The sequence below is a fragment of the Nocardiopsis sp. TRM 82005 genome (assembly GCF_056312425.1).
Genome location: NZ_JBWDTQ010000028.1, coordinates 1 through 21,167 on the forward strand (window position 1 = coordinate 1; position 21,167 = coordinate 21,167).

At 71.0% G+C, this 21,167-nt stretch carries 20 protein-coding genes; 10 read left to right on the plus strand and 10 right to left on the minus strand.

From position 1 onward, the window contains the following. Positions 1-617 precede the first annotated feature (617 nt). From AC0T5L_RS21610 to AC0T5L_RS21625, 4 genes are all read left to right on the plus strand, one after another. On the plus strand, positions 618-1,238 hold the full coding sequence (locus tag AC0T5L_RS21610) for an FMN reductase (RefSeq protein ID WP_476167285.1): 621 nt from the start codon (positions 618-620) through the stop codon (positions 1,236-1,238). Positions 1,239-1,430: 192 nt separating this feature from the next. Then, positions 1,431-2,429: a dihydroxyacetone kinase subunit DhaK gene (locus AC0T5L_RS21615; RefSeq protein WP_476167286.1), complete on the plus strand. Its 999-nt coding sequence runs from the start codon at positions 1,431-1,433 to the stop codon at positions 2,427-2,429. Positions 2,430-2,464: 35 nt separating this feature from the next. Next, entirely contained in the window at positions 2,465-3,103 is a 639-nt protein-coding gene (locus AC0T5L_RS21620) for a DAK2 domain-containing protein (protein WP_476167287.1), read from the plus strand. A gap of 443 nt (positions 3,104-3,546) precedes the next feature. Further along, entirely contained in the window at positions 3,547-5,157 is a 1,611-nt protein-coding gene (locus tag AC0T5L_RS21625) for a BCCT family transporter (protein ID WP_476167288.1), read from the plus strand. Between the two features lie 151 nt (positions 5,158-5,308). Here the strand turns inward: AC0T5L_RS21625 and AC0T5L_RS21630 are convergent, their stop codons facing one another. Together AC0T5L_RS21630 and AC0T5L_RS21635 are read right to left on the minus strand one after the other, a co-directional pair. Then, positions 5,309-5,467, minus strand: coding sequence for a glycine zipper domain-containing protein (locus AC0T5L_RS21630; protein WP_476167289.1), 159 nt, complete (start codon positions 5,465-5,467; stop codon positions 5,309-5,311). Between the two features lie 142 nt (positions 5,468-5,609). Continuing rightward, on the minus strand, positions 5,610-6,698 hold the full coding sequence (locus tag AC0T5L_RS21635) for an LLM class flavin-dependent oxidoreductase (RefSeq protein WP_476167290.1): 1,089 nt from the start codon (positions 6,696-6,698) through the stop codon (positions 5,610-5,612). A gap of 281 nt (positions 6,699-6,979) precedes the next feature. On the opposite strand from AC0T5L_RS21635, the gene AC0T5L_RS21640 reads away from it, so the two are divergent. Further along, positions 6,980-7,138, plus strand: coding sequence for a hypothetical protein (locus AC0T5L_RS21640; RefSeq protein ID WP_476167291.1), 159 nt, complete (start codon positions 6,980-6,982; stop codon positions 7,136-7,138). A gap of 857 nt (positions 7,139-7,995) precedes the next feature. Here the strand turns inward: AC0T5L_RS21640 and AC0T5L_RS21645 are convergent. Genes AC0T5L_RS21645 through AC0T5L_RS21655 form a run of 3 tightly spaced genes read right to left on the minus strand, consistent with a single transcriptional unit; the run spans position 7,996 to position 10,960 of the window. Continuing rightward, the gene (locus AC0T5L_RS21645) at positions 7,996-8,856 is read right to left on the minus strand and encodes a dioxygenase family protein (protein WP_476167292.1); all 861 of its coding nucleotides are present in this window, start codon (positions 8,854-8,856) and stop codon (positions 7,996-7,998) included. 20 nt (positions 8,857-8,876) lie between these two features. Then, complete coding sequence (locus AC0T5L_RS21650; protein WP_476167293.1) at positions 8,877-9,743, minus strand: citryl-CoA lyase; 867 nt, start codon at positions 9,741-9,743, stop codon at positions 8,877-8,879. Next, complete coding sequence (locus tag AC0T5L_RS21655) at positions 9,740-10,960, minus strand: CaiB/BaiF CoA transferase family protein (protein ID WP_476167294.1); 1,221 nt, start codon at positions 10,958-10,960, stop codon at positions 9,740-9,742. The genes AC0T5L_RS21650 and AC0T5L_RS21655 overlap by 4 nt, the downstream gene beginning before the upstream one ends. A 285-nt stretch (positions 10,961-11,245) precedes the next feature. On the opposite strand from AC0T5L_RS21655, the gene AC0T5L_RS21660 reads away from it, so the two are divergent. The 5 genes from AC0T5L_RS21660 to AC0T5L_RS21680 all read left to right on the plus strand — a co-directional run bounded on the left by AC0T5L_RS21660 (position 11,246) and on the right by AC0T5L_RS21680 (position 17,118). Then, positions 11,246-12,688 carry an amidohydrolase family protein gene (locus AC0T5L_RS21660; RefSeq protein ID WP_476167295.1) on the plus strand — a complete coding sequence of 481 codons (1,443 nt, stop codon included), beginning with the start codon at positions 11,246-11,248 and terminating at the stop codon, positions 12,686-12,688. A gap of 60 nt (positions 12,689-12,748) precedes the next feature. Then, on the plus strand, positions 12,749-13,582 hold the full coding sequence (locus AC0T5L_RS21665; protein WP_476167296.1) for an IclR family transcriptional regulator domain-containing protein: 834 nt from the start codon (positions 12,749-12,751) through the stop codon (positions 13,580-13,582). Positions 13,583-13,619: 37 nt separating this feature from the next. Further along, entirely contained in the window at positions 13,620-14,573 is a 954-nt protein-coding gene (locus AC0T5L_RS21670) for a quinone oxidoreductase family protein (RefSeq protein ID WP_476167297.1), read from the plus strand. Positions 14,574-14,716: 143 nt separating this feature from the next. Further along, positions 14,717-15,697 carry a LacI family DNA-binding transcriptional regulator gene (locus AC0T5L_RS21675; protein ID WP_476167369.1) on the plus strand — a complete coding sequence of 327 codons (981 nt, stop codon included), beginning with the start codon at positions 14,717-14,719 and terminating at the stop codon, positions 15,695-15,697. Positions 15,698-15,915: 218 nt separating this feature from the next. Continuing rightward, positions 15,916-17,118, plus strand: a complete 1,203-nt coding sequence (locus AC0T5L_RS21680; protein WP_476167298.1) for an MFS transporter — start codon at positions 15,916-15,918, stop codon at positions 17,116-17,118. Positions 17,119-17,141: 23 nt separating this feature from the next. Here the strand turns inward: AC0T5L_RS21680 and AC0T5L_RS21685 are convergent, their stop codons facing one another. The 5 genes from AC0T5L_RS21685 to paaC form a co-directional block, all read right to left on the minus strand. Then, the gene (locus AC0T5L_RS21685) at positions 17,142-17,888 is read right to left on the minus strand and encodes a hypothetical protein (protein WP_476167299.1); all 747 of its coding nucleotides are present in this window, start codon (positions 17,886-17,888) and stop codon (positions 17,142-17,144) included. Positions 17,889-18,163: 275 nt separating this feature from the next. Next, complete coding sequence (paaI, locus tag AC0T5L_RS21690; RefSeq protein WP_476167300.1) at positions 18,164-18,571, minus strand: hydroxyphenylacetyl-CoA thioesterase PaaI; 408 nt, start codon at positions 18,569-18,571, stop codon at positions 18,164-18,166. After that, positions 18,568-19,671 carry a 1,2-phenylacetyl-CoA epoxidase subunit PaaE gene (gene paaE, locus AC0T5L_RS21695; protein ID WP_476167301.1) on the minus strand — a complete coding sequence of 368 codons (1,104 nt, stop codon included), beginning with the start codon at positions 19,669-19,671 and terminating at the stop codon, positions 18,568-18,570. The genes paaI and paaE overlap by 4 nt, the downstream gene beginning before the upstream one ends. A 2-nt stretch (positions 19,672-19,673) precedes the next feature. Continuing rightward, a complete protein-coding gene (gene paaD, locus AC0T5L_RS21700; protein WP_476167302.1) occupies positions 19,674-20,195 on the minus strand; it encodes a 1,2-phenylacetyl-CoA epoxidase subunit PaaD in 522 nt (173 codons plus the stop codon). Beyond that, complete coding sequence (gene paaC, locus AC0T5L_RS21705; protein ID WP_476167303.1) at positions 20,189-21,067, minus strand: 1,2-phenylacetyl-CoA epoxidase subunit PaaC; 879 nt, start codon at positions 21,065-21,067, stop codon at positions 20,189-20,191. The genes paaD and paaC overlap by 7 nt, the downstream gene beginning before the upstream one ends. Between the last annotated feature and the right edge of the window lie 100 nt (positions 21,068-21,167).

The following is a 21,167-nucleotide window of genomic DNA, read 5'->3' on the forward strand; positions in this document are numbered from 1 at the left end:
ATCCCCAGTCGTTGAGTTGGTAGTCGACCTCGCAACCAGCCGCGGCACTGGCGGGTGCGGAGGTGATGGCGGCAAGGGCGGCGCCGACGATCAGGGCGGATGTCGCGGCCATGCCGCGCCGTGCGCCCGGACGCCTGTCCGGGGCACGCAGGATTCTGCTCATCTCTTGCTTTCCTCATGGTTGGGGGGTGTGCCAGAGGGCCAGAGTGTCGGGGCGAAGGAAGCGGTCCGACTGATGCGTGGAATCCGGGGAACGGGGGACGCGGCGGTGCGCGGGGCACGTCGACCTCCATGGTGGTGGTCACGGCGAGGGGATTCTCCGCGTGGCTGGGAGCGCTCCCAGAACAGAAGCGGAAGACTGCGCGGGAGAGGAACTGGAGAGGCGTTGGACACTTGCACGCTTCCCGAATGTGATCCACCTCATTCGGGAGCGCTCCCATGAGCGTAGCCACCTCCAGTTCTCATGTAAATACCCCGTAAAGAACCGGGCCCTCCGAGGGTGGCGCACGCCCAGGGCCCGCGACACGGGCGATCGACCCGGAATAGCCCCGACCTCACCTCCGTTCACCGTAGTAGTTTTTAATTACTTCTCAGGAAGCTTTATTCTAGGAGGATAGATGGCGACCCGCACACTGGTGACCGTCTCGGCGGGACTGAGCACGCCCTCCTCGACCCGTCTGCTCGCCGACCGGCTGACCGACGCCACGGCACGTTCGCTGAGGGATCGCGGAGAGGACGTGCAGGTCCGCACCGTGGAGCTGCGCGAGGTGGCGCACGACGTCGTCAACGCGATGACCACTCGCGTACCCACCGGCGAGCTGCGCGGGGTACTGGAGGACGTCACCCGCGCGGACGCGGTCATCGCCGTCACCCCGGTGTTCAACGCCTCCTACAGCGGCCTGTTCAAGTCGTTCTTCGACGTGGTCGACCCCGAGGACCTGGACGGCAAGCCGGTTCTGATCGGCGCCACGGGCGGCAGCCCGCGCCACTCGCTGGTGCTGGAGCACGCCCTGCGGCCGATGTTCGCCCACACCCGTTCGGTGGTCGCACCCACCGGCGTGTACGCGGCCTCGGAGGACTGGGGCGCGGGTGAGAGCGGTGGCCGCGAGCTCTCCGAGCGCATCGACCGCTCCGGCCGCCAGCTGGCGGCGCTGGCCGCCGAGCACACCCCCAAGGGCGGCGACCCCTACGAGGAGCCCACCCCGTTCGCCGATCTGATGTCCGGCCTGGGCAGCTGAGGCAGAGCGGCGCCCCCGTGCGCGCGGCGTACGGGGGCGCCGCTGTGCGTGGCCCCGTCCCCTCCTCCACCGCTGACCGCCAGCTGGACGGGGCAGCGGGCGACGGGTTGATCATGCGAGGACGTTTGGACCGCACGGCCCACGGCTATGAATGAGCCGCCGAACACCGTCGCCGGACCGCGGAGCGTGCACGTGAGAAGACAGTTCCTCAACGAACCGGGCGATGTCGTGTCCGAGGCGTTGGAGGGGTTCGCCGCGGCCTGGCCGCACCACGTGCGCCTCAACAGCGATCCCGCCTACCTCGTCCGGGCCCGCCCCGCCGCCGACAAGGTCGCGATCGTCTCCGGCGGAGGTTCGGGCCACGAGCCCCTGCACACCGGTTTCGTGGGCGTCGGCATGCTCGACGCCGCAGTACCAGGAGCCGTCTTCGCCTCCCCCACCGCCGTGCAGATCCGGGCCGCGTCCATGGCCGCGGACACCGGCCGGGGTGTCCTGCACGTGGTCAAGAACTACACCGGAGACGTGCTCAACTTCCGTATCGCCGGTGAACTCCTGGCCGACGAGGGCGTGGAGAGCGCCATCGTCCTGGTCGACGACGACCTGGCCACCGACACCGGGGACTCAGAAGGCCCCGGCAGGCGCGGCACGGCCGCGGTCGTGGCGGTCGAGAAGGTCTGTGGTGCCGCGGCCGAGCGCGGCGCGGACCTGGCGAAGCTGGCGGAGCTCGGGCGCCGGGTCGTGGCCAGCAGCCGCACCCTGTCCGTGGCGCTCACCGCGGGGGCCCATCCCGGGCAGTCCCAAGCGTCGTTCGAACTGCCCGCGGACGAGGTCGAGTTCGGTGTGGGGATCCACGGTGAACGGGCCCGGGAGCGGCGCGCGTTCGGCCCCACGAGCGAGATCGTCCCCCAGATGGTGTCACCGCTGGTGGAAGCGCTGGAGTTGAAGCGCGGCGAGCGGGTGATCGCTGTCGTCAACGGTCTGGGGGCCACCCACGACCTTGAGCTGTACGGCGTGTTCGGCGAGGTACGGCAGTTCCTGGAGAGGGCTGGGATCGACATCGCCCGCCCGCTCGTGGGGTCCTACGTCACCTCCCTCGACATGGCGGGCTGCTCGGTCACCCTGGTGCGCGCCGACGAGGAGGTCCTGGAGTTGTGGGACGCCCCGGCCGCCACCCCCGCGCTCAACTGGTAAACCCGCCCATCGCAGTCCGCACAGGAGTACCGGCCATGGCAGACCAGCTCAGCCCCGCCCACGTCGAGCGGTGGGTCCACGGTTTCGTCGACGCGGTGGAGGAGGCGGGCGACTACCTCACCGACTTGGACCGCCGCAGCGGCGACGGCGACTTCGGGACCAACATGGTCACAGCGCTGCGCCGTTCACGGGAGGCCATGGCCAAGGACCGCGCGGACACGGCCGGAGGCCCCTTCCAGGTGATGGGCGAGACCTTCCTCGCCCACAGCGGCGGCACCAGCGGCCCGTTGTTCGGCATGTGGTTCCGCGACTTCGGCAAGGCGGGCACCGACGCCGGGGCGTTCACCCTGGCGATGCTGGCCGAGGCCACCGAGAACGGATGGGCGACCCTGGCGCGGCTGGGGTCGGCCCGGGTCGGGGACCGTACGATGATCGACGCCATCGCCCCGGCGTCCGATGCCCTGAACGAAGCGGTCGGCAGCGGTTCCGGCCTGGTGAGCGGGCTGCGGTCCGCGGCGGAGGCCTCGCGCGAGGGGGCCGACGGCACCAGCGGCCTCCTCGGCCGCCGGGGGCGCACCAGCTACGTGGGTGAGTCGGCCCTGGGCAGCCCGGACCCCGGTGCCGTCACCATCGCCATGTTCTACCGGGCGGCGCAGAAGTCGGCCGACGCCTGACCAGCACGGCGCTGCGGGCGGCCCGAGGGCGCCCGGCGCGGCCGCTCCGGCGGTGTTTCCCGTCACAGGGACCGGTTCCCCGCCCCGGCTGTGGCGGCCAAACGCCCCTCCCAGGGCCCGTATCCGTTCCCATCGCGCTCGTCAGCACGCCTGTACAGCCGGTAGCCTGCCGTCTCAGGGATGACGACAGGGATGCCGCCGCGTTGACCACTGCGGGACCGGAAGCCCTCCCCCTCGTCTTTCCGCGCCGTTCTGTCGACGGCTCCGGCGGGGTTCGCCTCTGACGTCCCCGCCTGTCTTCATGTCACGCCTGCTTTGCTCGACGGCCGCCAATCCGGACACCCGTTCTGTCGGCCGCCACGCACACACGGCGCATGGATCTTCCGATACCGGCCGCGACACGACCCGACCGGTGCCTCCACACGAGGAGCGTCCTCTTCTTCATGTTCTCCACTCTGCGCTCACGCGTATCCGAGCGAGGCAGACGCATCGACCCCTGGGTCATGGGTGTGAGCGGTCTACTCATGGCTGTGTTCGTCATGTCGGCGCTCGCCGCGCCGAAACTGGTCGGCGCCGCCGTGGACACGGCCTTCACCTGGTCCGCACGTTGGTTCGGCGCCTACTGGCAGTCCCTCATGCTGGCCACCTTCGTCATCATCACCATTCTCGCGTTCTCCCGCTACGGCAGGGTCCGTATGGGCGGCTCCGAGGCCCCCGGATTCAGCCGCTTCTCCTGGATCGCGATGATCACCACCACTCTCCTGGCCGCAGGAGGGGTGTTCTGGGCAGCGGCCGAGCCCATCGCCCACTACGCCTCCCCGCCCCCGCAGTACGCCGGCCAGGTGGACGGCGGGGCCCAGGGCGCGGCGACCGCGATGGCGCAGAGCTTCGTGCACTGGGGCTTCATCGGTTGGGCGGTCGGCGGTTCGCTGGCCACTCTGATCCTGATGCGCGGAGCCGAGAAGGGCATGCCGCTGCGCCCGCGTACCCTGCTGTGGCCGGTCATGGGCGAGCGCGTGCGCACACACTGGATCGGCACGGTCGTCGACGTCAGCTGCGTGCTCGCCGTGGTCGCCGGGACCGTGGGGCCCATCGGCTTCCTCGGACTCCAGATCTCCTACATCTCCAGCGCGCTGTTCGGGCTGCCGAACACCTACCTCACCCAGGTGCTGATCATCGTGGGCCTGACCCTCGTGGCCGCGGTGTCGGTCCTGAGCGGTGTTCACCGGGGCATCCAGCGGCTGAGCCGGGCCAACGTCTGGTTCGCGCTGCTCCTCATCCTGGCCATCGTCGGTATGGCCTCACTGCCCTTCGTGGTGGACCTCTACTTCCAGGCCACCGCCGTGCACATGCAGGAGTTCATACCCATGGCCCTGTACCGGGGCGACGAGGAGTGGCTCGGCTACTGGACCCTGTTCTTCTTCGGCTGGTTCCTCGGCTTCGGACCCATGATGGCGATCTTCTTCGCCCGCATCTCCCGGGGCCGCACCGTGCGCGACATCTACGTCGGGGCGACGGTGGCGCCCACGGTGGTGACCACGGTCTGGTTCACCGCGCTGGGCGGCACCGGTATCTGGCTCGAGCAGCGCGACCCCGGGGCGATCACGGGGCCCTACGCAGAGGACGGCCTTCCCGCCGCGGCGCTGTCCATCCTGGAGGCGCTGCCGCTGACACCCGTGCTCGGCGTGCTCATGGTGATCGTCGCGCTGATCTTCCTCGCATCCACGCTCGACTCGATGTCCTACGCCATCTCGGTCTCCAGCATGTACGAGGGTGAGCCCTCCGGTCTCGTCCGCGCGTTCTGGTGCGTGGGTATGGGCCTGGCCGCCGTCGCCCTGCTCCTGGTCGGGGACGGCGGGATCCAGGCGTTGCAGTCCTTCATCGTGGTGACCGCGGTTCCCGTGGGGCTGATCATGCTGCCGAGTCTGTGGACCACTCCCCGACTGCTGCACACCATGGCGGTCGAGCAGGGGATCGTCGCCGCTCCGCAGCCCCTCGACGAGCGTGACGGGGACACGGCCCCGGCAGCGCGAGCCGAGGAGCCGGTCGGCTAACACCCTGGCTGAGACAGCGCATGAGGGCCTCCGGTATCGGTGTGGAACGCGAATCCGCGCCGACGTCCGGAGGCCCTCATGTCGTCCCACCGCGCTCCCCGGGCCGGGCGGGCTGTGTGGGACATGGGGGACCTGAACCGTACTCGGGGGTCTAGCTTCCGCGCTTCTTGGACTGGTAGGCGCCGAAGGACAGGCCGAAGACGAGCCCGAGCGCGATACCCAGGGCCAAGTTGTCGAACAGCAGCCCGAAGACCACCCCGAAGGCCAGACCGAGCGCGAGCCCCGTGCCCTGGTTGTGTTTCTTACCCATACAGTACCCCTTGTGTACGTGTGTCTGTTATCAGACGCACGGCCCCTGACCCGGGTTCCCCGGAACCAGGCCGAGGCCCTCTCAGCGTGAGACGGCGGGGGACCCGAGCCGTGCTCGGGTCCCCCGCCGTCTCGGAACCGGATCAGGCCCCCTGAGAGGCCTGCCTGTCGGCCAGCATCGAGGAGTGGGTGGGCGGGTCGGGGACGTGCTCGGGCCGTCCGGCCGCGAACTCCTTGCGCAGCACCGGCACGACCTCCTCGCCGAGCAGGTCCAGCTGTTCCAGGACGGTCTTGAGCGGCAGTCCCGCGTGGTCCATGAGGAAGAGCTGGCGCTGGTAGTCGCCGAACATCTCACGGAAGGTCAGCGTGCGGTCGATGACCTCCTGCGGGCTGCCCACGGTCAGCGGCGTCTCGCGCGTGAACTCCTCCAGGGAGGGCCCGCCACCGTAGACCGGCGCGTTGTCGAAGTAGGGCCTGAACTCCTTGACCGCGTCCTGGGAGTTCTTGCGCATGAACACCTGTCCGCCCAGCCCGACGATGGCCTGGTCGGCCTTGCCGTGGCCGTAGTGCTCGAAGCGGCGGCGGTACAGGGAGATGAGCTTCTTGGTGTGGGTGGCGGGCCAGAAGATGTTGTTGTGGAAGAAGCCGTCACCGTAGTAGGCGGCCTGCTCGGCGATCTCCGGGCTGCGGATGGAACCGTGCCAGACGAAGGGCGGCACGTCGTCCAGGGGACGCGGGGTGGAGGTGAAGCCCTGGAGCGGGGTGCGGAACTTGCCCTCCCAGTTCACCACGTCCTCGCGCCAGAGCCGGTGCACCAGGTTGTAGTTCTCCAGTGCCAGCGGGACGCCCTGGCGGATGTCCTGCCCGAACCAGGGGTAGACGGGGCCCGTGTTGCCGCGACCCATCATCAGGTCCACCCGGCCGTCGGCCAGGTGCTGAAGCACCGCGAAGTCCTCGGCGATCTTGACCGGGTCGTTGGTGGTGATCAGGGTGGTGGCCGTGGACAGGATGAGCTTCTCGGTCCGCGCCGCGATGTAGCCGAGCATCGTGGTCGGCGAGGAGGCCACGAACGGCGGGTTGTGGTGCTCGCCGCTGGCGAAGACGTCCAGACCGACCTCCTCGGCCTTGAGCGCGATGGTGACCATCGCCTTGATCCGCTCGGCCTCGGTCGGTGTACGCCCGGTGGTGGGGTCGGTGGTCACGTCACTCACCGAGAAGATTCCGAACTGCATGGCCCGCTCCCCTAGGTCGCTTCCAAAGAAGTAGTTTCCTATTAAACTAACATGCCGAACACCCAGCACACGCCCCCTATTCCTTCCCACCCCGCGCGACCCCGAGTGCCAGTGTTCATCCACAGGCACGCTCCGTATCCACCAAATGTCACCAGCCCCTGATATCCCTGGAAAAGCTGGCACCGGAACGGTCACCGGGTGTCACGGCAACCGGCACGGCTGAGCACGCGAGCACACGCGAAGGAGGAGGGCGCACCCCCGAGCCACGCGCCCGCTGCCCCATGGCCACCACCCTCGAACCCCGACAGCGCCTTCCCCACCAGGACCGCGACCGGAGCGACCGCGAGCCCGTGGTGCTCGCCGACGCCCTCGGCGATGTCATGACCGCCCTCACCGAAGTCGACCCGGACCTGCTGGTCGTCCACGGGTCCGAGGCCTGACCTACCGGAGCCGAGGCCTCCCGGGTCGGCGGCTTTGACCGAAGGACGGAGAGCCGCCCCCGTGGCCGGTCCCGCGCTGCCCGGACACGAAGGAGCGCACCAGCCCGATCGGCCCGCACGGGTAGGTGTCGAACTCGCCCGGCTCCTCAGCGGACGCCCACAACTCCGGCAACCGTGCGCCCGCCGACCTGCCGGCCGGATAACGGACGGCGAAAACAGCGTCCACGCGAAAGCGCGTGACGTGCCCCTCCCCCTCGTGTGGCAGGTCCCACTCGCGGGCGGTACGTGTCGCGTGGTCCCCATTGGGCACGGGATGGAAGGAAGGGCTGTCCGAACAGGCGCGGCGGCTACTCCCGCCACTCGGAACCCCTTATCAGGGCGAGTTCGGCGGGCCCGGCGGGCCGCCACAGGGTGAGTGTTCCCAGCATGGGAGCCGCCCTCTTGGGTAGGGCGTGGTCAGGAGCTTGAAGAGAGCATGCACAGTCCGCACTCGCTTTTTACCGGACGAACTGAAAATCGGTCCGTACAGCGGGAACACCTTAGTCATACGAAGCGTTCTCTCAAGTGAAGCGCCCCAGACCGAACCCCGGACCCCAGTACCAAGGCCGTGAGAGGCGCTCACCACAAACCATGCGCGAATGCACGCGTTCGTGTCGGTAATGGGGGTTTCCGACACGTATTCAGACGCTGCATTCGCCTTCCCAGCGGCCAGACCGCACTCAGTGCACACTGGCCGCGCACGCTGTGGCCCGCGTTGGGGGACGCGGGCCACAGCCATGTCCGGGGTGTGCGGCCAAGACCGTACCCCCCGGACTCTTCCCTCCGAACGCCTCCCCGGCTCCGCGTGCCTCAGCCGCTCAGCCGCGATGGTCCAGGACGAAGTCGTACTCGGCGCGCAGGTGGGGTCGGTCGCACACGCTCCCATCCGGTGCCGGACCCGCCGGGTGCTCGGTGAAGGGCACGACCAGGGCGTCCTTGGTCCCGAAGACCACGTCCGTCGCGAGGAAGTCCGAGCCCTCGCGGAACAGGTGGGTGATGAGGCGGGCGTAGCCGGGCTCATCGATCAGGAAGTGGATGTGCGCGGGGCGGTACGGGCTGATGTCGGTGCGCCCGACCAGGTCGCCGACCGGGCCGTCCATGGGGATGGTGTAGCCAAGCGGCGCGATGGTGCGCAGGCAGTAGGTTCCGTCCCCGCGTGTGCGGTACTTGGCGCGCAGCCGCGCCTCGTCCACCTCCAGCTGCGACTCGTAGGCACCCTCGGCGTCGGCCTGCCACACGTCCAGGACCGCCCCGGCCACGGGCACGCCGTCGGTGTCGGTGACACGGCCGGTGACGTACAGGGGCGTGCCCTCGATCCCCTCGGACATGTCGTAGCCGAATCCGACCTCCGGTGAGCCGTCGATGTGGAAGGGCCCCAGCACGGTCGCCGGGGTGGCCTCCTTCGAGAAGCGGTTGTTGAGCTGCACCACCAGCGTGCTCAGCCCGAACACGTCCGAGGCCAGGATGAACTCCTGGCGCTTGTCGTCGCAGGCCTTCCCGGTGGCGGTCAGCCACCCGATCGCGGCCGCCCACTCCTCCTCGGTCAGTTCGACCTCGCGGGCGAAGGCGTGCAGATGCCGTACCAGCGCGGTCAGCAGCCGGGCCGTGCGGGGGTCGTGGGTGCTCTCCCAGCGCTCCACGGCCAGGTCGGTCAGGTTCTCCTCGGTTACGAACGCCATGGGAATCGTCCTCCCGCATTTCAGGGGGTCAGTGGATCGGGTGTGTAGGGGGTGGGGTCGACGGGCCTGTTGTCGAGGTCCACCGACAGGAAGACGTCGTTGGCGACGGGCTCGCGCAGCTCCTCGGCGAGTTGGCCGACCAGCCCCGCGGTACGGGCCAGGAGGGCGAAGCCGCGCAGGAGCTCGATGGGCAGCCCCAGGTCGGCCAGGGCCGCGCCGCACACTCCGGCGCCGTTGAGCGGCAGTCTCTTGCCGAGGACCTCGGGGTGGACGCGTCCGATCGCCTCGAAGAGGGACAGGTGCGGACCGAAGAGGCCCTCCTCGCGGGCGATGCGCATGAGCGCGGGGGTACGCGGATCACCCTGCTTGTGCACGTGGTGGCCGAGGCCGGGTACGAAGCGCCCCGCCTCGCGCTCGGCCCGCACCGTGCGCAGCGCCACCTCGCCCCAGGAGGCGTCGTCGGCGGGCAGGTCGCCGTCCAGGGAGCGCAGTACCCCGTGCAGGAAGCGGCCGGTGTCCTCGGTGACGCCGAGGAAGCGCGATCCCCCGCCGAGCAGGCCCGCGGCCAGCGCGCCCTGGATCGAGTCCGGCGCGGACAGGTAGGTCAGACGCGTGACGATGGCGGTGGGGGTGAACCCGTGGTCGGCCAGCGCGGCGAGCACCGCCTCGAAGACGCGGGTCTCGCCGCGGCCGGGGCGGCGCTGGGTGGCCAGCCAGAAGGCGAGTTCTCCGAACCCCACCTCGCCCATGACGTCCTCTGCCAGGTCCTGGCCCAGCAGGGTGATGGCGGTGGGGCTGGAGGCGCCCAGGGCGGTGGGGTAACCGGTGTGCCCGTGCGGGTCCGGCTCCGCGCCGGAGTCCCCGGGCCGTTCGCGGTGCTCGCTCATGCTCGGTCCTCTCGCTGTTCGGGGTCGGCCAGCCACGCGCGCAGGTCCGCGCCGTGCTCGTCCAGGTCGGGCGGGGGAAGCCGGTAGGAGGCGGGGGTGGCGGAGAAGCGGATCGGGTGGCGTGTGGTGGGGACCGCGCGCTCTGCCTGTCCGACCTCCACCACCGGATCCAGGTCGAAGCGCTCGGCCATGGCGAACCCGCCGTCGATGGTCTGGATCGGCCCGCAGGGCACCCCGGCGGCCACGAGCAGGTCGAACCACTCCAGCGCGCTCCGCTCGGCCAGCCGCTCGACCAGGATCGGGCGCAGTTCGGCGCGGTGGGCGGTGCGGGCGGCGTTGGTGGCGAAGCGCTCGTCGTCCGCGGTTCCGGAGATGCCCAGCACCTCGCACAGGGACCGGAACTGGCGGTCGTTGGCGGCGGTGACGATGAGGTCGTCGTCGGCGGTGGGCAGGGGTTCGTAGGGGAACACGCTGGGGTGGGCGTTGCCCATGCGCATCGGCACGGTCCCGCCCGCCACGTAGGCGGAACTGTGGTTGACCAGTCCGGTCAGCGCCGAGGACAACAGGTTGACCTCGACCCGCTGGCCCTCGCCCGTGGCATCTCGGTGGCGCAGTGCGGCGAGGATGCCGATGGCGGCGTGGTTGCCCGCCATGACGTCGAACACCGAGATGCCCGCGCGGTAGGGCGTCCCGTCCGGGTCCCCGGTCAGGCTCATGAGCCCGGAGACCGCCTGCACCATGAGGTCGTAGCCGGGCACGTCCCGGCCGGCGCCGGAGCCGAAGCCCGTGATGGAGCAGTAGACCACACCGGCGTTGGCTGCCCGGACGCTGTCGTGGTCCAGCCCGAAGCGTGCCAGTCCGCCGGGGCGGAAGTTCTCGATCACCACGTCGGCGCGGCGGGCGAGTTCGCGCGCGGCCTCCGCGTCCTCCTCCTGGCGCAGGTCCAGGGCGATGGAGCGCTTGTTGCGGTTCACCCCCAGGTAGTAGGTGGACACGTCGCCGCGTACGGGCGGTTTCCACGAGCGCGTGTCGTCCCCCGCAGGGCTCTCCACCTTGACCACCTCGGCGCCCAGGTCGGCCAGCAGCATGGTGGCGTAGGGCCCGGCCAGAATCCGTGAGAAGTCCGCCACCAGCAGCCCCGCCAGCGGACCGCCCGGGGTGGTCCCGGTGGCCTCCCCCTCGGCTGTTCCGTCCCGTACGTGTGGGTCCCCCGCCATTTCTCATCCCTCCGATGTCCGTTCAGCGGACATATGTCCGCTAAGGGGATTCTGTATCTGCCCCTTCCCCGCGTCAACCCCCACGATGGAACAGCCATGTTCCTTTTCAGGATGCACACAGGAATCAGCACCCCTGGAGTCGGATCTTCCACCACATCCCTTGACAGAAGTGGCAACCTCACCAAAAGTGGAGTCACACTGGAGACCGCACAGCGGACCGACGTCCGGAGAGGGCGGGGTAGAGCGGTGAACCAGCCAACAAGACGCTACGGCGAGGAGTCCCCCATGAACAGACAGACCGGTTTCCCCCCGGGCCGACCGGTGGTCCTGCGCGGCGGCACGGTACTGCCCATGGACGACGCGCGCACCGTCCTGGAGAACACCGACGTACTGGTCGTCGACGACCGCGTGGCCGCCGTGGGCCGGGACCTTCCGGTGCCCGACGGCACCGCGGAGATCGACGCGGCCGGAGGACTGGTCATGCCGGGCATGATCGACACCCACCGGCACATGTGGCAGACCGCCATGCGTGGTTACGGGGCCGACTGGACCCTCACCCAGTACTTCGTCTGGTACTACCTGGAACACGGCACGAAGTTCCGCCCCGCCGATGTGCACGCGGGTAACACACTCGCCGCCGTCGAGGCGTTGGAGGCCGGGGTCACCACCGTCGTCGACTGGTCCCACGGGTTGCAGACGCCCGAGCACGCCGACGCGGCCGTGGACGCGCTGCGCTCGGTGCCCGGGCGCTACGTCCTGGCCTACGGCAACATTCACCAGGCGCCCGCCGAATGGGCCACCGCCCCGGAGTTCCGTGCCTTCGTCGAGCGCAACCGCGAGGACGACATGCTCGGCCTGCAGATCGCCTTCGACGTGACCGGCGACCCGGAGTTCCCCGAGCGGCCCGCCTTCGAGGCCGCCCGCGACCTGGGGCTGCCCGTCACCACCCATGCCGGCGTGTGGGGCGCCACGGGGGACAACGGCATCCGGCTCATGTACGAGCACGGCTTCATGGGACCGGAGACGGTCTACGTACACGCCGCCTCCCTGTCGCAGGACTCCTACCAGCGCATCGCCGCCACCGGCGGGTCGGTGTCGGTGTCCACCGAGAGCGAGCAGAGCGCCGGTCAGGGCTACCCGCCCACCTGGGCGATCCGCGCGCACGGCATCCCGGTGTCGCTGTCGGTGGACACGAGCGCCTGGTGGAGCGGCGACCTGTTCAGCGCCATGCGCACCACCCTGGGCGCCGACCGCTCCCGCGAGCACCTGGAGTCCCAGCGGCTGGGGAACACCGTCACCCACTGCGCCCTGCGCGCCGACCAGGTGGTGGAGTGGGCCACACGCGGCGGAGCCACCGCCCTGGGCCGTGACGACCTGGGCCGGATCGCGCCCGGCTGCAAAGCCGACCTGGTACTGATCCGCAACGACAACTCCCCCGTGTCGTTCCCGATGCTCAACCCGTACGGACACGTCGCCTTCCAGGCCCAACGCGGCGACGTGCACACCGTCCTGGTCGACGGACGGGTGGTCAAGTACGAGCACCGGCTGGTGGACATCGACCTGGCGGCCGTACGCCGGAGCGTGGACGCCACCGTCGACCACCTGCGCACATCCGTCGGCGAGCAGGAGTGGGCGGTGGGTATGAACCCCGAGATCCCCGAGTCGAAGGTCCTCGACAACCCGTACACCTACACCGACTACCGCGACTCCAGTACCCGAGGCAGGTGAGCGACAACCGGTCGACGCCGAGCCGCCGACCGGACACCCGCTGGGTATGCTGGCGCTTCCATGACACGGACGGGAGACACCATGCCGCGCGAGGGTACCGGCCCCGACTTCATCGAGGCGCTGGCCCGGGGGTTGGACGTGATCCGGGCCTTCCAGCCGCACCAGCCGACGATGACCCTGGCCGAGGTGGCCAAGGTCACCGGGCTGGCCCGTCCCACTGCGCGGCGAATCCTGATCACCCTGCAGGAGCTGGGCTATGTGCGTTCGGGCAGCGCGGGCTACTCCCTGACACCGCGCGTGCTGGAGCTGGGGGTGGCCTACATACGTTCGACCAGCCTGTGGGAGATCGCCCGTCCCCACCTGGAGGAGCTGTCCGAACGCACGGGCGAGTCATGTTCCATCGCCCAGCTCGACGGGTCGGACATCGTCTACGTCGCCCGCGTCGCGGTGCCCAAGATCGTCACGCTGGACGTGCAGATCGGTACCCGCTTCCCCGCGCTACAGACCTCGCTGGGCAAGGTCCTGCTGGCCGACCTGGCGCCCGAGGAGGTCGACCGGGTACTGGCCGAGCCCACCCGGTCCGGGCTGGTTCCGCTGTGGTGTCCCGACCGGGAGGAGCGCGACACCGTTCTGCGTGAGGTCCGCGCCCAGGGGTGGGCACTGACCGACGAGCACCTGGCCCGGGGCATCCGCTCGGTCGCCACGCCGCTGCGGGACGGACGGGGCCGGGTGTTCGCCGCGCTCAACGTCAACACACACGCCGCCGAGACGTCGCTGGAGCATCTGACCCTGCACCACCTGCCCCTGCTGCTGCGCACGGCGGGCGAGATCAGCGCCGACGTCGCCCGCCTGGAGTCCGTACCGCAGGTGACCCGCACACCCCAGGTGCGCTGACCTGGCACGCCGGGTCACGAACGAGGAAGGCCACGCCATGATCGCCGCACAGATCCCCGTACCCGGCCGACCTCCGGTCCTGACCGACCTGCCCGCCCCGCAAAGCGACCCGGGCCGGGCGGTGGTCGAGGTCCTGGCCGCACCGATCACACCCCTGGACCTGCTGTGCGCCGGGGGACGGTCCTACTTCGGGGTGCCCGCCACCCCCTACGTACCCGGAGTACAGGGGGTCGGGCGGTGGGACGGACGCCTGGTCTGGTTCCCCACCGCCGCCGGGATGGCCCCGGGAGACGGGAGCATGGCCGAACGCGTGAGCGTGCCCGAGGACCAGGTGGTGGTCCTGCCCGAGGACGCCGACCCCGTTGCCGTCGCGGCGCTGGGCCTGTCGGCGGTGGCCGCGCACATGGCGCTGACATGGCGCGGCGGGCTCGCCGCTGGGGAAACGGTCCTGGTCCTGGGTGCGGGCGGGGTGGTGGGCCTGGCCGCGGTGCAGCTGGCGCGCACCGCCGGAGCGGGCCGGGTCGTGGCTGCGGCGCGGTCGGACGAGGGGCGGGAGAGGGCTACGCGTGCGGGCGCCGACGCGGTAGCCTCCCTGGACACCGACGACGTCGACGCGCTGGCCGCTCTGCTGGAGGAGGCCGCGCAGGGCCCCGTCGACCTGGTCCTGGACCCCCTGTTCGGCGCTCCCGCGGCTGCCGCCGCGCGTGTCCTGCGCCCCGACGGACGCCTGGTGAACCTGGGTTCCTCGGCCGGAGAGCACGCGCCCCTGGACTCGGGCACCCTGCGCGGGCGCTCCCTGCGCCTGCTGGGCTACACCAACAACGCGCTCACCCCGCAGCAGCGGAGCGCGGCCGTGGCCACCGTGGCCCGTGAGTGTGCGCTCGGCAGGCTGTCCGTCCCCTTCGAGCGGGTTCCACTGGAGGAGGCGGCACGGGGGTGGGAGCGGCAGGCCCGAGGGTTCGCGCGAGGACGGATCGTCCTGGTCCCCTGACGTTCTCCCCGCCCGCGTTCCGGAACATGATGGGGTGGGGTTCCGTCCGGATCCTCAGCTCCGGAGCGGCGAACGATGGTGCGAACCGGGAGGACGCGATGCCTGAGAGCGAGGTGGGTGCCCGGTCCACACGGCACCCGACGATGGCCGACGTGGCCGCGCACGTGGGTGTCTCCCGCCAACTCGTCTCACTGGTGCTGGGCGAGCGCCCCGGTCCGAGCGCGCGGACCCGCGAACGGGTCCTGCGGGCCGCCGAGGAACTCGGCTACCAGGCGGACACGGCCGCGCGGCTGCTACGCCGGGCGCGCAGCAGGCAGGTGGGCGTGCTCTTCGGCATGGGATACCCCATGGACGCCCACCTGGTCGAGGCGCTCTATCCGGCCACCGCCGAACTGGGGTACGGCGTGGTGCTGAGCGCGATGGCCAGTACCCGCAGCGAACGCGAGGCGATCGACGAACTGATGGGGCTGCGCTGCGAGGCGCTGCTCCTGATCGGCCTGTCCGCCGAGGCGCCCGCGGACCTGGCCCGGGTGGCCGAGCGGGTCCCCGTGGTGGAGATCGGCCAGCGCACCGGCGCGGAGGGCACCGACAGCGTGCGCACCGCCGACGCCGTCGGCGTCCGCCAGGCCGTCGAGCACCTGGTCGGGCTGGGGCACCGCGCGATCGTCCACGTCGACGGAGGCGGCCTGCCGGGCGCCGACGAACGCGTGCGGGGCTACGCCGAGACCATGCGCGGGCACGGACTGGGCGACCGTGTCGAGGTCCTGCCCGGCGACTACTCCGAGGAGGCGGGCGCGCGGGCGGCCCGACACCTCCTGGCCCGGGACTGCCTGCCCACCGCCGTGGTCGCGGCCAACGACCTGTGCGCGTTCGGGCTCGTGGCTACCCTGGTCCGCGCCGGAGTGGGCGTGCCCGGGGACGTGTCGGTGGTGGGATACGACGACAGCCGGACCGCGCAGCTGTCCTTCCTGCGGCTGACGTCGGTGCGCCAGGACGCCGAGCACATGGCGCGGCTGGCGGTACGCTCGGCGGCCGAGCGGCTCGACGGAGGCCGCACCCGCAGCCGCCACCTGCTGTTGGAACCCTCCCTCACGGTGCGGGACAGCACCGCTCCCCCACGCTGAGGGCCCGTCACCGCGGGCACCTGACGTACCGGGAGTCAGATCACACGGCGGAACGGTTGGATTCGACCCGAATAGGGCCGACACTGGACTTGGCACGTGCTAAATCACCCTCCGCGTCTGCCCGGACGCCGCATCGGCCCGGACACCTCTGGCTTCTTCCAGGTCTCCCGCACCCCTGGCATCCGTGATCTCGACCAGCCTTCGAAGGGGGCCCACCCATGCCCTTGGCCCTGCTCGCCCTCGCTCTCGGTGCGTTCGCCATCGGCACCACCGAGTTCGTCATCATGGGGCTGCTGCCCGAGGTCGCCGCCGACCTCGGCGTCCCGGTCCCGTCAGCCGGATACCTCATCTCCGCCTACGCCCTGGGGGTAGTGGTCGGCGCTCCCCTGCTCACCGCGCTGAGCGCACGGCTGCCCCGCAAGACGGTCCTGCTGGTCTTCATGGGACTCTTCCTCGCGGGCAACCTCGCCACCGTGCTCGCGTCGTCCTTCGAGACCGTGTTCGCCTCCCGGGTGCTGGCCGGACTGCCGCACGGGGCCTACCTGGGCGTGGGCTCACTGGTGGCCGCGCGCCTCGCCGGTCCGGGACGGCAGGCGACGGGCGTCTCGCGGATGTTTCTCGGCCTGACCGTGGCCAACATCGTCGGGGTGCCCGCGGGCACCTTCCTGGGGCAGGCGATGGGATGGCGCGCGGCGTTCCTGGTCGTGGCCGGGATCGCCCTGATCGCGCTGCTGGGTATCGCCGCGTTCGTGCCGCGCCAGCCCGCGGCGCAGGGGACGGGCCTTCGCCAGGAGGTCCGGCAGCTGGGCCGCTCCCAGGTCGTCCTCGGCCTGACCACGGCGGTCTTCGGCTTCGCCGGGGTCTTCGCCGTCTACAGCTACGTCTCGCCGATGATGACCGAACTAGCGGGCATGTCCGCCTCCGGCGTGCCCATCATCCTGGCCCTGTTCGGCACCGGTATGACCCTGGGCTCACTGATCGTGGGCCCCCTGGCCGACCGTGCTCTGCGCCCGACGATCTACGGCGCGCTCGCCTCCCTGGCCCTGGTTCTGGCGGTGTTCACGATTACTGTGCACAACCCCTGGACGGCCGCGGTGACGGTGGTGGTCCTGGGCGCGGTGGGGTTCGCGGTGGCCACGCCGCTACAGGTGTTGGTGATGAACAAGGCCGCCGAGGCCCCGACCATGGCCGCCGCTTCCAACCACTCGGCGTTCAACCTGGCCAACGCCGCCGGAGCGTGGTTGGGCGGCGTCGGCGTCAGCGCGGGCCTGGGCTACACCTCCCCGGCGGCCATCGGCGCGGTGCTGGCCGTGGCCGGCCTGGGCATCGCCGTGGTGGCGGGCCTGCTGGACCGCCCGGGACGGAGAGGGGCCGGGGAGGGCCGACAGGTCCAGGACCCGGAGTTCAGCACGGTTTCCTGACCCGTCCACGGCACGGACGGGGGCTACTCCGCCTCGGCGAACCGGATGAGGAAGTAGGGGCCGGTCTCGTACTCGTTGTGGCCGGTGTTCTCGAACTGGCCTACCAGGGTGGCGGCCGTGCGGCCGTGGACGTACATCCGGCGGTCCTCGATGGGGAACGAGCGCGGAGTGCTCTGCTCACACGCGTACTCGTCGTCGACGAGCACCGTCTGGACGCAGGTGCCGCTGCACATGGGGTTCGATCCCCCGGCGTCGGCGGCGAAGGCCCGTGACACGCGTACGGCCTCATCACACGACATGTCCCAGGTCTGCGCGTGCACGTACCAGTCGTACCCGCCCTTCTCCACCTGGCCGCAGAGCGGGCCCTGGAGGACCCTCAGGTCCTCACCCACACGGGGATCGGACAACTCGACATGCTCGTCCACCGACACGAGGCCAGCCTCGGCCTCCCACACCCGCCCGGTGTAGGCCGTCCGCACCGGCCGCCCGTCGGGGTCCAACTCCACCAGGCCGGTCGCTTCCTCCTCCACCAGGTCACCGGCCACGATCAGCCGGGCGGTGAAGGTGCCCGTGTACACTCTGCCGCCCGATCCGCTCTCGGCGTCCCGGTCACGGCTCAGTCCGCCGTTCTCCACCGGCTCCCGCAGCGGTCCGGTCACCAGGTCGGAGCCGAGCGCGTCGGCGACCGGACTGTCGGCGGCCTCGTGCGGCACGGGCTCGTCGAGCCCGCCGTAGACGGCGCCCATACCGCCCACGCCGATCCTGCCCACGGCCCGGTAGGGCCCAGTCTGCCCAGGTCTTTCTTCTCCAGGGAGCTGAGCCCGGGCGGAAGGGAGTCCCCGGGAGAGGGATCGGGAGATGGGGGAACGCTCATGAGGGCCTTCACACTCGTCCGCCAGGAGGTGACGGAGGGTATGACGCCCCGTGGTCCGGGAGTGTTCGCGGTCTCCTGCGGCGGTGCTGGTCGAGGCACGAGACGCCCGGGGCACGCGAAAGGGGCCGGGCCCGTCCCCGACGGCCCCGGCCCCGGCCCCGCACCGATCGGCTAACCGCGCTGGGGCAGGGTGCGGCTACGCCCTCGGAACTCGGCGACGACCTCCTCGCCGCGACGCACCGTGACGTCGTACAGACCGCTGCGGCCGAACAGTGTCCGCTCCCGTGCGGTGGCCACCAGCAGGTCGCCCTCCCGTGCCGCGGACACGAACGTCACGTCGGCGCCGGATGCCACCGTCACCCCTCCGCCGTCCACGTTGCACGCGCACGCGAACGCGGTGTCGGCCAGGGTGAACACGAAACCGCCGTGGGCGATGCCGTGCCCGTTGACCATCAGAGGGCCCACGGTCATCTCCACGACCGCCAGGCCGTCGGTGGCCTCCACCAGGCGCATTCCCAGGTTCTTGGACGCCCTGTCGGCCTCGAACATCCGCCAGGCGGCCTCGTTGCGCCCACTCATGAGTCGAAGTCCACGGTCACGGTGTCGGTCTGGGGCAGTGACTGGCACGACAAGGCGTACCCCGCCTCCACCTCGGCGTCGGTGAGCGCGTAGTTGCGCCGCATCCGCACCTCGCCCTCGCACACCTTGACCCGGCAGGTGCCGCACACCCCGCCCTTGCAGGCGAAGGGCAGGTCGGGACGGTAGCGTTGCGCCGCGTCCAACACGGGAACCCCCCGCGGCAGGGTCAGGGTGGTGGTGCGCCCGTCCAGCACGACGGTGACCTCGGTGGAGGGCCCCTCCACCCCGGGCTCCTCGTGGCGCGCCTGGGGCGGCGGCTCGGCGCCCTCCACGAAGAACAGCTCCTGGTGCACCCTCTCTCCGGGCACGCCCCGGCTGGCCAGTACCTCCCGGGCGTCGGTGACCATGCCGTAGGGTCCGCACATCCACCAGTGGTCGACGGCGTCGGCGGCCACGACCGTGTCCAGCAGCGCCTCCAGCTTGGCGCCGTCCAGGCGCCCGGTGAACAGCTCGGCCTCGCGCGGCTCCCGGGAGAGCACGTGCACCAGTTCGAAGCGCGGCCCGAAGGCGTCCTTGAGGTCGGCGATCTCGTCGGCGAACATCACCGTGTTGCTGCGGCGGTTGCCGTAGAGCAGGGTGACGTGGGAGTCGGTGCGGCGCAGCAGTGAGGAGGCCATGGACAGCACCGGGGTGATCCCGGATCCGGCGGCGATCATCACGTGGCGGGCAGCGGTGTCCAGGTCGGGGACGAACCGGCCGGTGGGCGCGCCCACCTCGATCTCGTCGCCCGGCTGGACCTCGTTGACCAGCCAGCTGGAGAACAGGCCGTCGGCGACCAGGCGCACGCCCACGCGGGGGGCCTGGCCGACGGGAGCGCACACGGAGTAGCTACGCCGCTCCTCCACCCCGTCCACCTGGCGGCGCAGGGTCAGCGACTGCCCCGGGGCGAACGCGAACTCCTCGGCCAGGTGGTCGGGGACGTCGAAGGTGACGGCGACGGCGTCGTCGCACAGGTGCTCGACGGCGGCCACGCGCAGCCGGTGGAACGCGCCTCGGCGGCGCGCGGCCCCGGGCGCGGTCTCGGTGACGGGTGTGGTCACGGTCAAATCTCCTTGACGTGCTCGAAAGGTTCGAGGCAGGACCGGCAGCGGTGCAGCGACTTGCAGGAGGTCGCGCCGAAGCGGGACAGTTCCTCGGTCTGGTCCGACCCGCACAGCGGGCAGTGCGGGACGGTACGGGTGGGCAGCAGGGTCAACGGGACGGGACCGGAATCGCGCCGGGGCGCGGTCCCGGGAGGGGAGATGCCGTGCTCGGCGAGTTTGCGCCTGCCCTCACCGGTGATCCAGTCGGTGGTCCAGGGCGGGGACAGCTCGGTGCGCACCTCCACCCGGTCGAACCCGGCGGCGCGTACGGCGCGGTCCACGTCCACACGCATCTCGGTCAGGGCGGGGCAGCCCGAGTAGGTGGGAGTGATCCACACCATGGCGGTGCCGTCGGACTCAGCCTCCACCCGGCGCAGGATGCCCAGGTCGGCCAGGGTGAGCATGGGCAGTTCGGGGTCGGTCACCGCGGCGGCCGCCGTCCAGGCGCGCTCGCGGGCCTCCTCCCGGGTCGTGGTTACCATGTCGCCTCCGGGTGCTCTCGTGCCACCTTCTGCAACTCGTCCAGCAGAGGGGCGAACTCGGTCGTGTGCCTGCCCTCGCGTCCGGCCGCGACCGCCTCGGGGAAGGGCCCGGGGGCGTCCAGGGTGGCGGTGGTGAGTACCTGGGTCAGGACGGCGTGCACCTCCTCCCGCACGGTGGTCGGGTCCACCCCCATGCCCTGCGCGGCCATGCGGGCCTCCACGGGGTGGGTGGCGAACAGCTCGCCGGTGAGCGGCCACACCTCGGTGACGGCGGCGACCGTGCGCTCGTGCGAGTAGGGGGTGCCATCACCCAGGCGCAGGGTCCAGGAGACGGCGTACTCACGGTGGTAGGTGAGCTCGTTGACGGCCTTGGCGGCGACGGCGGCGATCACGGGGTCGCGGCTGTCGGCCAGACGGGTGAACACGGCCAGGCGTGCGCTGGAGAGCGCCAGCAGGGTGACCACCGCGCGGGCGAAGTCTCCGCGGGGCGCCTCGGCCAGACGGACGTTGCGGAACTCGGCCTGGCCACGCCGGTAGGCGAAGTCGTCCTCGTCCCGGCCGCTGCCGTCGGCCTGCCCGGCGCGGGCCAGCAGCAGGCGGGCCTGGCCGAGCAGGTCCAGGGCGATGTTGGCCAGCGCGACCTCCTCCTCCAGCTCGGGGGCGTCGGTGACCCAGTGGATGAGCCTCTGGGCCTGTACGAGCGCGTCGTCGCCGAGCATCTGGCAGTACAGCGCCAGGTCCTGGCCGTCCGTCCCCTCGGGCAGGGTGGTGTCCACCCCGGCCAGGGCGTCGGTGAAGCCGGTCCCGAAAGCCCAGCGGGTGTCGCCGCCGTGCTCCTCGCTCAGGGCCGAATAGATGTGGTCGCCACTCATTGGTTGTCTTCCTTTGGCCTCGTGTTCGCGCTGGTCGTGCCCGTGTTTCCTCGGGGACGCCCGCGGCGCGGTCCCATCCTCGTTCGGGTGTCCTCCACCG

What these genes read in the sequence shown, in the direction of transcription:
- AC0T5L_RS21610 (WP_476167285.1), top strand. Translation starts at nt 618, where the DNA reads ATGGCGACCCGCACACTGGTGACCGTCTCGGCGGGACTGAGCACGCCC.
- AC0T5L_RS21620 (WP_476167287.1), top strand. Translation starts at nt 2,465, where the DNA reads ATGGCAGACCAGCTCAGCCCCGCCCACGTCGAGCGGTGGGTCCACGGT.
- AC0T5L_RS21625 (WP_476167288.1), top strand. Translation starts at nt 3,547, where the DNA reads ATGTTCTCCACTCTGCGCTCACGCGTATCCGAGCGAGGCAGACGCATC.
- AC0T5L_RS21630 (WP_476167289.1), bottom strand. Translation starts at nt 5,467, where the DNA reads ATGGGTAAGAAACACAACCAGGGCACGGGGCTCGCGCTCGGTCTGGCC.
- AC0T5L_RS21635 (WP_476167290.1), bottom strand. Translation starts at nt 6,698, where the DNA reads ATGCAGTTCGGAATCTTCTCGGTGAGTGACGTGACCACCGACCCCACC.
- AC0T5L_RS21640 (WP_476167291.1), top strand. Translation starts at nt 6,980, where the DNA reads ATGGCCACCACCCTCGAACCCCGACAGCGCCTTCCCCACCAGGACCGC.
- AC0T5L_RS21645 (WP_476167292.1), bottom strand. Translation starts at nt 8,856, where the DNA reads ATGGCGTTCGTAACCGAGGAGAACCTGACCGACCTGGCCGTGGAGCGC.
- AC0T5L_RS21650 (WP_476167293.1), bottom strand. Translation starts at nt 9,743, where the DNA reads ATGAGCGAGCACCGCGAACGGCCCGGGGACTCCGGCGCGGAGCCGGAC.
- AC0T5L_RS21655 (WP_476167294.1), bottom strand. Translation starts at nt 10,960, where the DNA reads ATGGCGGGGGACCCACACGTACGGGACGGAACAGCCGAGGGGGAGGCC.
- AC0T5L_RS21660 (WP_476167295.1), top strand. Translation starts at nt 11,246, where the DNA reads ATGAACAGACAGACCGGTTTCCCCCCGGGCCGACCGGTGGTCCTGCGC.
- AC0T5L_RS21665 (WP_476167296.1), top strand. Translation starts at nt 12,749, where the DNA reads ATGACACGGACGGGAGACACCATGCCGCGCGAGGGTACCGGCCCCGAC.
- AC0T5L_RS21670 (WP_476167297.1), top strand. Translation starts at nt 13,620, where the DNA reads ATGATCGCCGCACAGATCCCCGTACCCGGCCGACCTCCGGTCCTGACC.
- AC0T5L_RS21675 (WP_476167369.1), top strand. Translation starts at nt 14,717, where the DNA reads ATGGCCGACGTGGCCGCGCACGTGGGTGTCTCCCGCCAACTCGTCTCA.
- AC0T5L_RS21680 (WP_476167298.1), top strand. Translation starts at nt 15,916, where the DNA reads ATGCCCTTGGCCCTGCTCGCCCTCGCTCTCGGTGCGTTCGCCATCGGC.
- paaI (WP_476167300.1), bottom strand. Translation starts at nt 18,571, where the DNA reads ATGAGTGGGCGCAACGAGGCCGCCTGGCGGATGTTCGAGGCCGACAGG.
- paaD (WP_476167302.1), bottom strand. Translation starts at nt 20,195, where the DNA reads ATGGTAACCACGACCCGGGAGGAGGCCCGCGAGCGCGCCTGGACGGCG.
- paaC (WP_476167303.1), bottom strand. Translation starts at nt 21,067, where the DNA reads ATGAGTGGCGACCACATCTATTCGGCCCTGAGCGAGGAGCACGGCGGC.